The organism is Streptomyces sp. NBC_00536, assembly GCF_036346295.1.
Classification (GTDB): Bacteria; Actinomycetota; Actinomycetes; order Streptomycetales; family Streptomycetaceae; genus Streptomyces.
This window is the reverse complement of record NZ_CP107819.1, coordinates 5,462,248-5,475,701: the sequence shown is the minus strand read 5'-3', so window position 1 is coordinate 5,475,701 and position 13,454 is coordinate 5,462,248. Positions and strand designations below refer to the sequence as shown.

13 protein-coding genes are annotated in these 13,454 nt (G+C 71.9%); 7 read left to right on the top strand and 6 right to left on the bottom strand.

The window, feature by feature from the left end:
- Positions 1 to 168 precede the first annotated feature (168 nt).
- Positions 169 to 1,743, bottom strand: a complete 1,575-nt coding sequence (locus OHS33_RS24465) for a Na+/H+ antiporter (RefSeq protein ID WP_330332549.1) — start codon at positions 1,741 to 1,743, stop codon at positions 169 to 171.
- A 66-nt stretch (positions 1,744 to 1,809) separates the two neighbouring features.
- Between OHS33_RS24465 and OHS33_RS24460 the strand changes: the two genes are divergently transcribed.
- The 3 genes from OHS33_RS24460 (at position 1,810) to OHS33_RS24450 (ending at position 3,868) form a co-directional block, all read left to right on the top strand.
- Positions 1,810 to 2,070 carry a UBP-type zinc finger domain-containing protein gene (locus OHS33_RS24460; RefSeq protein ID WP_330332548.1) on the top strand — a complete coding sequence of 87 codons (261 nt, stop codon included), beginning with the start codon at positions 1,810 to 1,812 and terminating at the stop codon, positions 2,068 to 2,070.
- A gap of 215 nt (positions 2,071 to 2,285) precedes the next feature.
- A complete protein-coding gene (locus tag OHS33_RS24455; protein ID WP_283448400.1) occupies positions 2,286 to 2,699 on the top strand; it encodes an anti-sigma regulatory factor in 414 nt (137 codons plus the stop codon).
- Positions 2,696 to 3,868 (top strand): RNA polymerase sigma factor SigF, encoded by a 1,173-nt coding sequence (locus OHS33_RS24450; protein ID WP_330332547.1) that lies wholly within the window; start codon positions 2,696 to 2,698, stop codon positions 3,866 to 3,868. The genes OHS33_RS24455 and OHS33_RS24450 overlap by 4 nt, the downstream gene beginning before the upstream one ends.
- A 30-nt stretch (positions 3,869 to 3,898) precedes the next feature.
- Here the strand turns inward: OHS33_RS24450 and OHS33_RS24445 are convergent, their stop codons facing one another.
- Positions 3,899 to 4,333, bottom strand: coding sequence for a hypothetical protein (locus OHS33_RS24445; protein ID WP_330332546.1), 435 nt, complete (start codon positions 4,331 to 4,333; stop codon positions 3,899 to 3,901).
- A gap of 94 nt (positions 4,334 to 4,427) precedes the next feature.
- On the opposite strand from OHS33_RS24445, the gene OHS33_RS24440 reads away from it, so the two are divergent.
- Together OHS33_RS24440 and OHS33_RS24435 are read left to right on the top strand one after the other, a co-directional pair.
- Positions 4,428 to 5,396 (top strand): diacylglycerol/lipid kinase family protein, encoded by a 969-nt coding sequence (locus OHS33_RS24440; protein ID WP_330332545.1) that lies wholly within the window; start codon positions 4,428 to 4,430, stop codon positions 5,394 to 5,396.
- 319 nt (positions 5,397 to 5,715) lie between these two features.
- Positions 5,716 to 5,973, top strand: a complete 258-nt coding sequence (locus OHS33_RS24435) for a WhiB family transcriptional regulator (protein WP_004937597.1) — start codon at positions 5,716 to 5,718, stop codon at positions 5,971 to 5,973.
- A gap of 146 nt (positions 5,974 to 6,119) precedes the next feature.
- Here OHS33_RS24435 and OHS33_RS24430 read toward each other — a convergent pair whose 3' ends face one another.
- Together OHS33_RS24430 and OHS33_RS24425 are read right to left on the bottom strand one after the other, a co-directional pair.
- A complete protein-coding gene (locus OHS33_RS24430) occupies positions 6,120 to 7,589 on the bottom strand; it encodes a sensor histidine kinase (protein WP_330335183.1) in 1,470 nt (489 codons plus the stop codon).
- A gap of 391 nt (positions 7,590 to 7,980) precedes the next feature.
- Complete coding sequence (locus OHS33_RS24425; RefSeq protein WP_330332544.1) at positions 7,981 to 8,574, bottom strand: TetR/AcrR family transcriptional regulator; 594 nt, start codon at positions 8,572 to 8,574, stop codon at positions 7,981 to 7,983.
- 83 nt (positions 8,575 to 8,657) lie between these two features.
- Here OHS33_RS24425 and OHS33_RS24420 point away from each other — a divergent pair, with 83 nt between their 5' ends.
- Complete coding sequence (locus tag OHS33_RS24420; protein ID WP_330332543.1) at positions 8,658 to 9,419, top strand: SDR family oxidoreductase; 762 nt, start codon at positions 8,658 to 8,660, stop codon at positions 9,417 to 9,419.
- A gap of 19 nt (positions 9,420 to 9,438) precedes the next feature.
- Here OHS33_RS24420 and OHS33_RS24415 read toward each other — a convergent pair whose 3' ends face one another.
- Complete coding sequence (locus tag OHS33_RS24415; RefSeq protein WP_330332542.1) at positions 9,439 to 10,485, bottom strand: SIS domain-containing protein; 1,047 nt, start codon at positions 10,483 to 10,485, stop codon at positions 9,439 to 9,441.
- A 615-nt stretch (positions 10,486 to 11,100) separates the two neighbouring features.
- On the opposite strand from OHS33_RS24415, the gene nagB reads away from it, so the two are divergent.
- Positions 11,101 to 11,886 (top strand): glucosamine-6-phosphate deaminase, encoded by a 786-nt coding sequence (gene nagB, locus OHS33_RS24410; protein ID WP_330332541.1) that lies wholly within the window; start codon positions 11,101 to 11,103, stop codon positions 11,884 to 11,886.
- 74 nt (positions 11,887 to 11,960) lie between these two features.
- Here the strand turns inward: nagB and OHS33_RS24405 are convergent, their stop codons facing one another.
- Complete coding sequence (locus tag OHS33_RS24405) at positions 11,961 to 13,451, bottom strand: glycoside hydrolase family 3 protein (RefSeq protein WP_330332540.1); 1,491 nt, start codon at positions 13,449 to 13,451, stop codon at positions 11,961 to 11,963.
- Positions 13,452 to 13,454: the final 3 nt, after the last annotated feature.

The window sequence follows — 13,454 nt, the reverse complement described above, 5'->3', positions numbered from 1 at the left end:
CCGGCCCGGCCACGACCACCGACCCAGGCGGGCCAACTCGGCCCGTCCGGCGATTGAGGACCCGCCGGAGGCACACCGGGCCCGCACCGGACACCCCGCCCGCCGGAGCCGCCGGCTCAGCGCAGCCATCCCAGCCCGTCCGGCGATTGAGGACCCGCGGCCCGGGGGCTATTCCTCGCGGTAGGCCGCCGCTTCCTCCAGGTCCAGGCGGCGCAGCAACGCGCGGAGCATTTCGTCGTCGATGCGACGCCGGTCGCGCAAGGTCACGAAGACCTCCCGCTCGGCCTCGATCATCTCCCGCGCCAGGCGGCGGTAGACGTCGTCCGCCGACTCCCCCGTCACCGCGTTGACCTCGCCCAGCCGCTCCCACACCGCGTTGCGCCGCCGCTCCAGCACCGTCCGCAAGCGTTCCGCAAGCGGCGGCGGCAGCGCGTTCGACGGCGAGGCCAGCAGTTCCGTCAGGCGTTCCTCCGCCGCCCGCGAGGCCTCGCTCTGGGCCTGCGCCTCGGCCAGGGTCTCGGCGTGCGCGTCCCGCGGCGGCAGCCGCAGCAGCCGGATCAGCGGCGGCAGGGTCAGCCCCTGCACCACGAGGGTGCCGATCACCGTCGTGAAGGTCAGGAAGAGGATCAGGTTCCGGTGCGGCACCGAGATCGGCACGGAGAACGCGATGGCCAGCGACACCACGCCCCGCATCCCGGCCCAGCCGACGACCACCGGCGCCTTCCAGTTCGTATCCGGTTCCCGCCCGCGGATCCGTGTCGACAGCACCCGCGGCAGGAAGGTCGCCGGGAAGACCCAGGCGAACCGCGCGACGACCACCGCCAGGAACACGAAGACGGCGTACCAGGCCGCGGCCCCGCCCTCGTACTGCGCGAGCCCCTTCAGGACCACCGGCAGCTGGAGCCCGATCAGCGCGAAGACCACCGACTCCAGCACGAAGGCGACCACCTTCCACACCGCCTCCTCCTGGAGCCGGGTGGCGAAGTCGACCTGCCAGTTCCGGTGCCCGAGGTACAGGCCGACGACCACCACGGCCAGCACCCCGGAGGCGTGCACCCGCTCGGCCGCCGCGTACGCCACGAAGGGGATCAGCAGCGAGAGCGTGTTCTGCAGCAGCGGCTCCCGCAGCCGGGTGCGCAGGTGGTGGATCGGCACCATCAGCACCAGGCCGACGCCGACGCCGCCCACCGAGGCCAGCAGGAACTCGGTGATGCCCTCCGACCAGCCCGCGCCGACGCCGACGACCGCGGCCAGGGCCACCTTGTAGGCGGTGATCGCGGTGGCGTCATTGACCAGGGACTCACCCTGAAGGATGGTCGTCATCCGGTTCGGCAGCCCGAGCCGCCGCGCGATCGCGGTGGCCGCGACCGCGTCCGGCGGTGCGATCACCGCGCCGAGCACCAGCGCCACGGGCAGCGAGAGGTCCGGTACGACCAGGTAGGCGGCGTACCCCACGGCCACCGTCGCGAAGAGCACGTACCCCACCGACAGCAGCGCGACCGGCCGCAGGTTGGCCCGCAGGTCCAGGTACGAGCTGTCCACCGCCGCGGTGTGCAGCAGCGGCGGGAGCAGCAGCGGCAGCACGATGTGCGGGTCGAGGGCGTACGACGGCACGCCCGGGACGTAGGCGGCGATCAGCCCGGCCGCGACGAGCAGCAGGGGCGCCGGAATCGGGGTCCGGCGGGCCAGCCCGGCAACGGCGGCGCTGCCCGCCACCAGTGCCACCAGCGGCAATACCTCCATCGAAGATCCATTCTGAGTCGTCTTTGAGTCGTCGCGCGCCCGCACCGTCGTCGTACGCTGGCCATCATGAGCGAGTGCAAGCACGTTGCCGAACTGCCGCGCCCCGAGCCCGTCCCACATGCCCTGACCTGCCCGGAATGCGAGGTGCTGGGCAGTCACCCGGTACAGCTGCGGCTGTGCCTGGAGTGCGGCAACGTGGGCTGCTGCGATTCCTCCCCGCACCGACACGCCACGGCGCACCACCAGAAGACCGGTCACCCGGTGATGCGGAGCTTCGAACCGGGCGAGACCTGGCGCTGGTGTTTCGTGGACGGTTCGATCGTCTGAGGAGGGGTAGGTCAACCCTCCGCCGGTTCCCCCGATTTGGGCCCGCAGACCCCTACCCACCGTGCGTACCTATTGGCCTACCATCAGTCACCGGCCGTAGGTGGGAGTGCTCCGCGAGTGCACTGCTGTCGGTCCGTGAGGGGTGCCGCGACACAATCACCCGGATCGCGATAGCGTCACCGGCGAACACAGCTCGTACCACCTTGGAGGTGAGGGTGTCCCAGATCGCAGGCGAGCCCGGGACCCAGGACTTCGTGGAAGTCCGGCTGCCGGCCGCGGGTGCCTACCTGTCGGTGCTGCGTACGGCCACGGCCGGACTCGCGGCACGTTTGGACTTCACCCTCGACGAGATCGAGGACCTCCGCATCGCGGTGGACGAAGCCTGCGCGATCCTGCTCCAGCAGGCCGTGCCAGGATCCGTCCTCAGCTGTGTCTTCCGCTTGGTGGAAGGCTCGTTGGAGGTGACCGTCTCGGCGCCGACCACGGACGGGCGTGCGCCGGAGCGCGACACGTTCGCGTGGACGGTGCTGTCGGCCCTGGCCGGCAAGGTCGAGGCCACGGTCGAGGAGGACCGCACGGTCAGCATCAGCCTTTACAAACAGCGCGGCGCGGGACCAGGCCCGGCGTGAGCGGCGGGGAGACCCCGGTACGGGGCGGGGAACGGCCCCGAGTACGGCATGAGGTCGACGGCGGCATCCCGGAGCAGCAGAACGCCCGGCCACACCCGGCCGAGGCGGATGCGGAAGACGGCTTTTCGGACTCGGCGGAGCGACGGGCGGGCCCCATGAGCGAGACCCAGCAGGACGAGCCACAGCACGACGGCCCACGGGACGAGGGCCCGCGGCACGACGGGCCGCGGGACGACGGGCCGCGGGAGGCCGCCGTGGACGAGGCGGCGGACCAGGCCACCACGGATCACGCGGCGGCGGACGACGCGGCGGCGGCGGCCGACGTGCCGGCCGAAATCCTCGCGGCCGACATCGCGACGGACGACATCGTCACGGAGCCCGAGGAGGTGCGGGAGGTCCGCGATACGCGCGACCCGCGCGACCGCAGCGCCGCCCGGGCCCTCTTCGTCCAACTCCGCACCCTCCCCGAGGGTTCCCCGGAACGGGCGGAGCTGCGCAACCGGCTGGTCAGGATGCACCTGCCCCTGGTCGAGCACCTGGCGCGGCGCTTCCGCAACCGCGGGGAGCCGCTGGACGACCTGACCCAGGTCGCGACCATCGGCCTGATCAAGTCGGTGGACCGGTTCGACCCGGACCGGGGGGTCGAGTTCTCGACGTACGCCACCCCGACCGTGGTCGGCGAGATCAAGCGGCACTTCCGCGACAAGGGCTGGGCGGTACGGGTCCCACGGCGCCTCCAGGAGCTGCGCCTCGCCCTGACCACCGCCACCGCCGAGCTGTCGCAGCAGCACCAGCGTTCGCCCACCGTGCACGAACTGGCGGAGCGCCTCGGGATCTCCGAGGAGGACGTGCTGGAGGGCCTGGAGTCGGCCAACGCCTACAGCACCCTCTCGCTCGACGTCCCGGACACGGACGACGAGTCCCCGGCGGTCGCGGACACGCTGGGCTCGGAGGACGAGGCGCTGGAGGGCGTCGAGTACCGCGAGTCCCTCAAGCCGCTGCTGGAAGGGCTGCCGCCGCGGGAGAAGCGGATCCTGCTGCTGCGCTTCTTCGGCAACATGACCCAGTCGCAGATCGCCCAGGAGGTCGGCATCTCCCAGATGCACGTCTCCCGGCTACTGGCCCGCACCCTGGCCCAGCTCCGCGAAAAGCTCCTCGTCGAGGAATAGCCGAGGAACAGAAGAACAGCAGGATTGCGCTCAGGCGGCGTCGCGCGGCCCGATACCCAGGGCCTCCGTCGTCGCCGGGTGGACCAGGAGTGCGACGACGGCCACCGCCGTCAGCACCAGCGCGATCCCGGCGGCCATCATCGCGCCCCCGGTGTTGAACAGCGTCCACGCCACCGGCAGCGCCATCAGCTGGGTGATCAGCGCCGGGCCGCGGCTCCAGCGGCGGCCCAGGCGCAGCCCGCGGGCCGCGATCAGCGGGAGTGCGGCGAGCGCCAGCAGGGTGACCCCACCGGTTTCGGCCTGCTGCGGGGAGTCCGGGTTCCCGGCGATGCCCACGAACAGCATGTAGACGCCGAGCCCGGCCAGGGCCAGGCCCTCCAGCGCGGTGAGCGCGGCGGCGGCGGTGAGCCGGCCGGGCGGGGTGGCGGCGGACGGTCCGGCGGCGGGGGTCTGCTTCGTACTCACCCCAGCAGCGTAGCCGCGCGCTCCGGGCCCCTGACCCGACGGTCCCGGGCGGGCAGTGCGGTGAGCATTACTGGGGGTGGGTAGTCTGCTGCTCATGCGTGCACTTCTCGTGGCCAACCCAGCAGCGACGACCACCAGTGCGCGCACGCGTGACGTCCTGACCCATGCCCTCGCCAGCGAGATGAAGCTGGAGTCGATCACCACCGAGTACCGCGGGCACGCCCGTGACCTGGGACGGCAGGCCGCCGAGAGCGACGACATCGACCTCGTGGTGGCCCTGGGCGGCGACGGCACGGTCAACGAGGTGGTCAACGGACTGCTGCACAACGGGCCGGATCCGGACTCGCTGCCGCGCCTCGCCGTGGTGCCGGGCGGTTCGACGAACGTCTTCGCGCGCGCCCTGGGGCTGCCCAACGACGCGGTCGAGGCGACCGGCGCGCTGCTGGACGCGCTGCGCGAGCGCCGGGAGCGGACGGTGGGCCTCGGTCTGGCGGAGGGCGCGCCGGGCACGGAGGACGAATCGGTGCCGGCCCGCTGGTTCACGTTCTGTGCGGGATTCGGCTTCGACGCGGGTGTCGTCGGCCGGGTGGAGCAGCAGCGGGAGCGCGGCAAGCGTTCGACGCATGCCCTGTATGTACGACAGCTCCTGCGCCAATACTTCGAGGAGCCGAACCGGCGACACGGCACGGTGACGCTGGAGCGTCCCGGCGCGGATCCCGTGACGGATCTGGTGCTGTCGATAGTGTGCAACACGTCACCGTGGACGTATCTGGGCAATCGCCCTCTGTACGCGTCCCCCGAGGCCTCATTCGACACCGCGCTTGACGTACTCGCGCTCGACCGTTTGTCAACTCCGTCGGTCGCTCGGTACGCGACACAGCTGCTGACCTCGACTCCTGAGCGGGGCCCGCACGGAAAGCATGCGGTGTCTCTGCACGATCTGACCGACTTCACCTTGCATTCGAAGGTTCCACTCCCCTTCCAGATGGACGGCGACCACCTCGGTCTGCGCACCAGCGTTCGGTTCACAGGCGTACGCCGTGCACTGCGTGTGATTGTGTGAGTGGAAGGGCCGAAAGTCCTTCCACTCGAACGTTTTAACGTCGGTCCACCCCTAGGAAGTACGGCTGTGACCTACTAGACACCGACGAATCCAAAAAAACTTTCCGGAAGGGGTTGTATCCCCGTCCGAGGTTTGCGAATCTCTACATGGCGATCGGGACAGCCCGCAGCACCCGGCACCCACACAGACCGCCAGAACCCCTCCACGAAACACGGACCACTCCAGGAAACTGGGCGTCGGCCCTTCCCCCATCAGGGGATTCGTGAAAGCGTTCACATTCACAAGCAACCTGCCCGCAATACAAGGAGATGGAGCAGCCATGGACTGGCGTCACAACGCCGTTTGCCGCGAAGAAGACCCCGAGCTCTTCTTCCCCATCGGCAACACCGGTCCTGCGCTGCTGCAGATCGAGGAAGCCAAGGCCGTCTGCCGCCGTTGCCCCGTCATGGAGCAGTGCCTGCAGTGGGCGCTCGAGTCCGGTCAGGACTCCGGCGTCTGGGGCGGTCTCAGCGAGGACGAGCGCCGCGCGATGAAGCGCCGCGCCGCTCGCAACCGGGCGCGCAACGCCACCGCCTGATTTCGACTTTCGAGCCTCGAGCCGCAGCGCGTAGTACCCCGCATCAGCGCTCAGCAACATGCTCTTGAGCCCCGGACCGATAACCAATCGGTCCGGGGCTCAGTGCTGTGCCCGGTGCATCCTTCGGCCAGTCCGGTCACTCACGGTCACTTCTGCGGGGTGGCCGGTATGTCCAGGACGACCTTGGTGCCGCGCGACGCCCCCGGCACCATGTCGAAGGTGCCGCCGAGTTCACCCTCGACCAGGGTCCGTACGATCTGCAGTCCGAGATTGCCGGCCCGCTGGGGGTCGAAGCCCTCGGGCAGACCGCAGCCGTCGTCGAGCACGGTGATCAGCAGCCGCATGTCGTCGCGGCGGCTGCCGCTGCGGGTCGCGGACACCTCTACCGTGCCGCCCTCGCCCTGGACGAAGGCGTGTTCCAGGGCGTTCTGCAGGATCTCGGTCAGCACCATCGACAGCGGGGTCGCGACCTCGGCGTCCAGGATGCCGAACCGGCCGGTGCGGCGGCAGGCCACGTTCCCCGGGGAGATCTCGGCGACCATCGCGATGACGCGGTCGGCGATCTCGTCGAACTCGACCCGCTCGTCCAGGTTCTGAGACAGCGTCTCATGCACGATCGCGATCGAACCGACCCTGCGGACCGCCTCGTTGAGGGCTTCCCGGCCCTGTGGAGAATCCATTCGCCGGGCCTGGAGCCGCAGCAGCGCGGCCACCGTCTGGAGGTTGTTCTTCACCCGGTGGTGGATCTCCCGGATGGTCGCGTCCTTCGTGATCAATTCCCGTTCGCGACGGCGCAGTTCGGTGACGTCGCGGCACAGGACCAGTGAGCCGATCCGGGTGCCCTTGGGCTTGAGCGGGATCGCGCGCAGCTGGATGACCCCGGTGCTGCCCTCGACCTCGGTCTCGCGCGGGGCCCAGCCGCTGGCCAGCTTGACCAGGGCCTCGTCCACCGGGCCCCGCGAGGGGGCGAGTTCGGCGGTGGTGTTGCCCAGGTGCTGGCCGACCAGGTCGGAGGCGAGGCCGAGCCGGTGGTAGGCCGAGAGGGCGTTGGGGGACGCGTACGTCACCACGCCCTCGGCGTCGAGCCGGATCAGGCCGTCGCCGACCCGGGGCGAGGCGTCCATGTCGACCTGCTGGCCGGGGAAGGGGAAGGAGCCCGCCGCGATCATCTGGGCGAGGTCGGAGGCGGACTGGAGGTAGGTCAGCTCCAGCCGGCTGGGTGTACGCACAGTGAGCAGGTTGGTGTTGCGCGCGATCACGCCCAGGACCCGGCCCTCGCGCCGGACCGGGATCGACTCGACGCGGACCGGGACTTCCTCGCGCCACTCGGGGTCGCCCTCGCGCACGATCCGGCCCTCGTCGAGGGCCGCGTCCAGCAGCGGACGGCGGCCGCGCGGCACCAGGTGGCCGACCATGTCGTCCTGGTAGGAGGTGGGGCCGGTGTTCGGGCGCATCTGGGCGACCGACACGTACCGGGCCCCGTCGAGCGTGGGCACCCACAGCACGAGGTCCGCGAAGGAGAGGTCGGAGAGCAGCTGCCACTCCGAGACCAGCAGGTGGAGCCACTCCAGGTCGGTTTCACTGAGAGCGGTGTGCTGGCGTACGAGGTCGTTCATGGAGGGCACGCTGCGAGGGTACCCCGGGCCCGGGCCATGACTTTCCCCACCGGGATTACTCAGGAGTATCCAGGAGCCGTGGACTCCGCGTAATGTTGGATGAAGTGACGGGATCGCAGTACCCGCCATTGGATGGACAGAACAGAATGGTCTAGTCCACAATTGCCAAAAGAGCTTCCGCCCTCCCCGCACAGGAGGACGGATCGAGGTACGCCGCGCGTTCTGCCCTGACCGCGTCGGCACACCTCCCACCGGCCGCCGGGCACCGCACACCCGGCCGGCCGTAAGTACTCCGGGCTGCGGTGCCGGACGGGCTGAGGGTCCCGTCCCGGCACCGTGGCCCAGAGGAATCAAGCCCCGTGGAACGAGCCGGGCCGCCCGCCGTCGAGGACTACTCCGGCCAGGCCGCCATCGCCAGCGCCGCCACCGCTTCCAGCTCCGCCCGGCCCGCCCCGTCCCGGGACTGCTGTGACATCCCCTGGAGCACCGCACCGCAGTACCGCGCCAGCGCCACCGCGTCGGTGTCCGCGGGCAGGGCCCCGGTGGCGACGTCCGCCCGGATCCGGCTTTCGAACATCGTCAGGTTCGCTTCGCGCCTCACCCGCAGCGCTTCGGCCACCTCGTCGGCGGTCGTGTTGACGGCCGCGCTGATCACCATGCAGCCCGGCGGGTGGGCCGGATCGGTGTAGACCTCGGCCGCCTCGTGCAGGATCCGCGCCACGGCGGCGCGGGCGGTGGGCTCCTCGCGCAGGGCCACCGCCGCGAAGTCCCCGTACCGGCTGCCGTAGACCACCACGACCTCGTCGAAGAGCTTGCGCTTGTCGCCGAATGCCGCGTAGAGGCTGGGCGCGCCGATCCCGAGGGCGCGGGTCAGATCGGCGATGGAGGTCGCCTCGTAACCACGCTCCCAGAAGGCCAGCATGGCCTTGTCGAGGGCCTCTTCGCGGTCGAAGGAGCGGGGCCTGCCACGCTGTCCGGTCACCATGCGCTCATTCTATAGCGCCCGCTAGAGAATCTGATACGGTTCTTTCTGTAGCGACCACTAGCGATAGCGGAGGGGGGCACCCCATGGGCGTGCTCAAGGGAAAGACGGCGCTGGTCACGGGCGGTAGCCGGGGCATCGGACGGGCGGTCGCCGAGCGGCTGGCCCGGGACGGGGCGCTCGTCGCCGTGCACTACGGCCACGACGAGGCCGCGGCCAAGGAGACCGTCGGCGCGATCACGGCGGCCGGCGGACGGGCCTTCGCCATCGGAACGGAACTCGGCGTACCGGGTGACGCGGAGGCGCTCTGGGCGGCGTACGACGCGCACCCCGAGGCCACCGAGGGCGTCGACATCCTGGTCAACAACGCGGGCGCGGCCGCCTTCGCGGGCATCGAGGAGACCGACGAGGAGACCTGGGACCGGGTCCAGGCGGTCAACGCGAAGGCGCCGTTCTTCATCATCAAGCACGGGCTGGCGCGGCTGCGCGACGGCGGGCGGATCGTGAACGTGACCGGCACCCCGGACATCGCACTGCCCGCCATCCTCGCCACGATCACCGCCAAGGGCGCCGTGAACGCGCTCACCCGCTCCCTCGCCGCGCACCTCGCGCCGCGCGGGATCACCGTGAACTCGGTGGGACCGGGGATCACCGAAACCGACCTGAACGCGGCCTGGCTCGCCGATCCGGCGGCCCGCGCGCACGCGGCCTCCCGGTCGGTCTTCGACCGGGTGGGCACGGCCTCGGAGGTCGCGGACGTGGTGGCCTTCCTGGCCTCGGCGGACTCCCGCTGGGTCACCGGCCAGCACCTGAACGCGACGGGCGGCCTCCAGCTGGCCCTGCTGTAGGACGCCCGGGACGCCGCTCTCAGTGGGTCTCGGTGACCTTCGCCAGGGCGCGCGGGGCGTCCGGGTCCTGACCCCGGGCGATGGTCACCTCATGGGCCAGCAGCTGGAGCGGCAGGATCTCCAGCAGCGGCTGGAGTTCCTCCGGTACGTCGTCACCGGGCAGCGCGAAACCGGTGGTGGCGGCCGCGACCCGGCCCGGGGAACCGACCACGCACAGGTCGGCGCCGCGCCCGCGCAGCCGGTCCAGGACCGGCTGCAGGGCCTCGCCGCCGCGCCCGTCGGGGACCACCGCGATCACCGGGAAGATGTTGTCGACCATCGCGAGCGGGCCGTGCAGCAGGTCGGCCCCGGAGTAGGCCAGGGCGGCGATGTACGTCGTCTCCATCAGCTTGAAGGCGGCCTCCCGGGCGGTCGGGTACCCGAAGCCGCGCGAGGTGACGATCATCCGCTCGGCGAAGCGGTAGCGGGCGGCGAGGCCGCGGACCTCGTCCCGGCGCGCCAGGACCTCCTCGGCGAGCGCGGGCAGCCCGGCGGCCGCCGGAACCCCGTCCACATCGCGCAGGGCCTCGGCGAAGAGGTACAGGGCGAGCAGGGAGGCCGTGTACGACTTGGTCGCGGGCAGTGCCTTCTCGGGGCCGGCCAGTACGTCGATGTGGTGCTCGGCGACGGCGGCGAGGCCGGAGTCGGGGTTGTTGGTGACGGCGAGGGTCACCGCCCCGGCGGCGCGCGCGGCCAGGGTCGAGGCGATCAGGTCGGGCGAGCCGCCGGACTGGCTGACGGTGATGACGAGCACCCCGTCGAGGCGGGGGCGGGCGCCGTACGCGGTGACCGTGGACATCGAACTCAGCCCGCACGGCAGGCCGTGGCCGACCTCCAGGAGGTACTTCGCGTACAGCGCGGCGTGATCGGAACTGCCGCGGGCGGCGAGCAGCACGAAACGGGGGCGCTGCGCGGCGATGGCCCGGGCGGTTTCCCGGATCGGGGCTGCGGCGTGGGTGAGGATGCGGTGCCAGGTCGCGGGCTGCTGGCTGATCTCGGCGGCCATCATGGTCCCGGGTCGTTCCATCCCCCCAGTCTCCCCCGCACCCCCCACCCCGTCGCGCCGTGACCGTCCCCCCTGCCTCCGGCGGCGCCTCAAACGCCGGCGGGGCTGAAGGTGGGCCGCGACGGTCGGCCAACCTCATCCTCACCGGAGGCGACACCGACAGGCCCGGCAATTCCAGCCTCGCCGGAGGCGACAGCGACAGGCCGGGCAATTCCAGCCTCGCCGGCGTTTGAGGCGCCGCCGGAGGCGACATCAGCCGCCCGGCGCTTGAGGGCGGGCTCGTGCCGGTGCGCGTGACGGCCGGTCCCGGCCTGCGGGTGCCTCCGGCGGCGCCTCAAACGCCGGCGAGGCTGGGGGTGGCGGCGCCACGAGCACCGCCGAAGCTGGGGGTGGCGGCGCCACGAGCACCGCCGAAGCTGGGGGTGGCGGCGCCACGAGCAGGGCCGAGGCCGAGAGTGGCGCCGTACAGGCAGCGCCTCAAACTCCGGCGAGGCTGGAGGGGGCCCGGCGCGGGGCGGAGGTGGGGTTCCGGAGGACGGGGGTGGGGAAACGGCTCACCATGGGAGGCGGCGGCAGGGCGCGGCTCTGCTAGATTGGTCTATACCACACGCCCCTTCTCAGATCGGCAGGCCCCGCGTGGAAGTTGTCATCGTCCCGAACGCCAAGGCAGGCGGAGAACTCATCGCGGAGGCCATGGCGGCCCTCGTCCGCCGCAAGGCCGACGCACTGCTCGGCGTGGCGACCGGCTCTACCCCGCTGCCCATCTACGAGGCCCTCGCGGCCAAGGTCAAGGCCGGTGAGGTCGACGCCTCCCGCGCCCGGATCTGCCAGCTCGACGAGTACGTCGGGCTCCCCGCGGGTCACCCGGAGTCCTACCGCGCCGTCGTGCTGCGCGAGGTCGTCGAGCCGCTCGGCCTGTCCGAGGCCTCCTTCATGGGCCCCGACGGCTCGGCCGAGGACATCGTGGGCGCGTGCGAGGCGTACGACCAGGCCCTCGCCGCGGCCGGCGGCGTGGACCTCCAGCTGCTCGGCATCGGCACGGACGGCCACATCGGCTTCAACGAGCCCTGCTCCTCCCTCGCCTCCCGCACCCGGATCAAGACGCTGACGGAGCAGACCCGCGTCGACAACGCGCGCTTCTTCGACAACGACATAGAGCAGGTCCCCCACCACGTCATCACCCAGGGCATCGGCACCATCCTGGACGCCCGCCACCTGGTCCTGCTGGCCACCGGCGAGGGCAAGGCCGAGGCGGTCGCGCAGACCGTCGAGGGTCCGCTCTCCGCCCTGGTCCCGGCGTCCGCGCTGCAGCTGCACCGGCACGCGACCGTCGTCGTCGACGAGGCCGCCGCCTCGAAGCTGAAGCTGGCCGACTACTTCCGCCACACCTTCGCCAACAAGCCCGCCTGGCAGGGTCTGTAAACGGAAACGCGCGAAAGGCCGGGCCCCCGTGACAAGGGCCCGGCCTTTCGCTTTCGCGGGGAGGGTGTCGCCTGTCAGGCCCCCGCGATGACCTCGGCGGCGGCCTGTCCGCAGACCCGCGCCGCACCGTGCGTCTCGATGTACAGGGCGCCGCGCGCCCGCTCCCGCGGCAGGCCCATCTCGACGACGACCGTGTCGGGCCGGGCCGCGACGAGCGCGTCCAGGACTTCGGCCATCCAGGGGTGCCGGTGGGCGTCGCGGACCACGGCGACGACCGTACGGGCGCCCGCGGCGGCGAGGATCTCCGCGACCGGGGTGTCCTCCCCGAACTCACCGGAGGCGGTGTCCGGGACGAGCGCGGCCAGGGCCGCCGCCACGCCCCAGGGGGTCTCGTCGCCCACGGCCATGTTCGGGGCGGGGGCGAGCGTGGCGACGTACGGCGTGGTCACGGGCACCGGGGTGCCGCTCACGCGCAGGGCGCGGCGGGCCGCTTCGAGGCCGATGCCGGGCGCGCTCCCCTCCTGCGGCGCGCCCGGCCGGGCGGCCTCCCGGGCCTGCCGGGTCCATGAGGCGAGGGCGCGCACCCGGGCGGCGGCGTCGGCGAGCCGCTCCTCGGGCAGGGTGCCCTCGCGGACGGCGTCGACGAGCGCGTCGCGCAGGCCGAGCACGGTCGCCTCGTCGCAGAGGCCGCCGCCGACGCAGATCGCGTCGGCGCCCGCCGCGATGGCGAGCACGGTGCCGCGCTCGATGCCGTAGGTGGCGGCGATGGCCTGCATCTCCATGCCGTCGGTGATGATCAGGCCCTCGTAGCCGAGTTCCTTGCGCAGCAGACCGGTGAGGATCTGCGGGCTCAGGGTGGCGGGCCGGGTGGGGTCGAGCGCGGGCACGAGGATGTGCGCGCTCATGACGGCCTTGGTCCCGGCGGCGATGGCGGCCTTGAAGGGCACCAGTTCGCGGGCGTAGAGGGTGTCGAGGTCCGCGTCGATGCGGGGCATCGCGTGGTGGGAGTCGACGTTGGTGTCGCCGTGCCCGGGGAAGTGCTTGGTGGAGGCGGCGACTCCGGCGGCCTGGAGCCCCTCGACGTAGGCGGCGGTGTGCCGGGCCGCGAGGTCGGTCCCGTCCCCGAAGGACCGTACGCCGATGACCGGGTTGTCCGGGTTGGAGTTGACGTCCGCGGACGGGGCCCAGTTGAGGTCGACCCCGCACTCGGCGAGGCGCCGGCCCAGCTCGTGGGCGACGGCGTGGGTGAGCGCGGTGTCGTCGACGGCGCCGAGGGCGAGGTTGCCGGGGAAGGAGGAGCCTTCGCGGACCTCCAGGCGCGTGACGTCACCGCCCTCTTCGTCGATCGCGACGAGGACGTCGTCCCGCACGGCCCGCAGCTGGGCGGTGAGCGCGGTGAGCTGTTCGGCCGAGACGATGTTGCGGCCGAACAGGCCGACGGCGGTGAGTCCTTCGCCGACGAGGCGCAGCACCCAGGCGGGGGCGGTGGTGCCTTCGAAGCCGGGCTGGAGGACCGCGAGGGCGTCACGGGTGACCGTGTCGGTGCGGTGGGCGAGGAGGGTCATGGG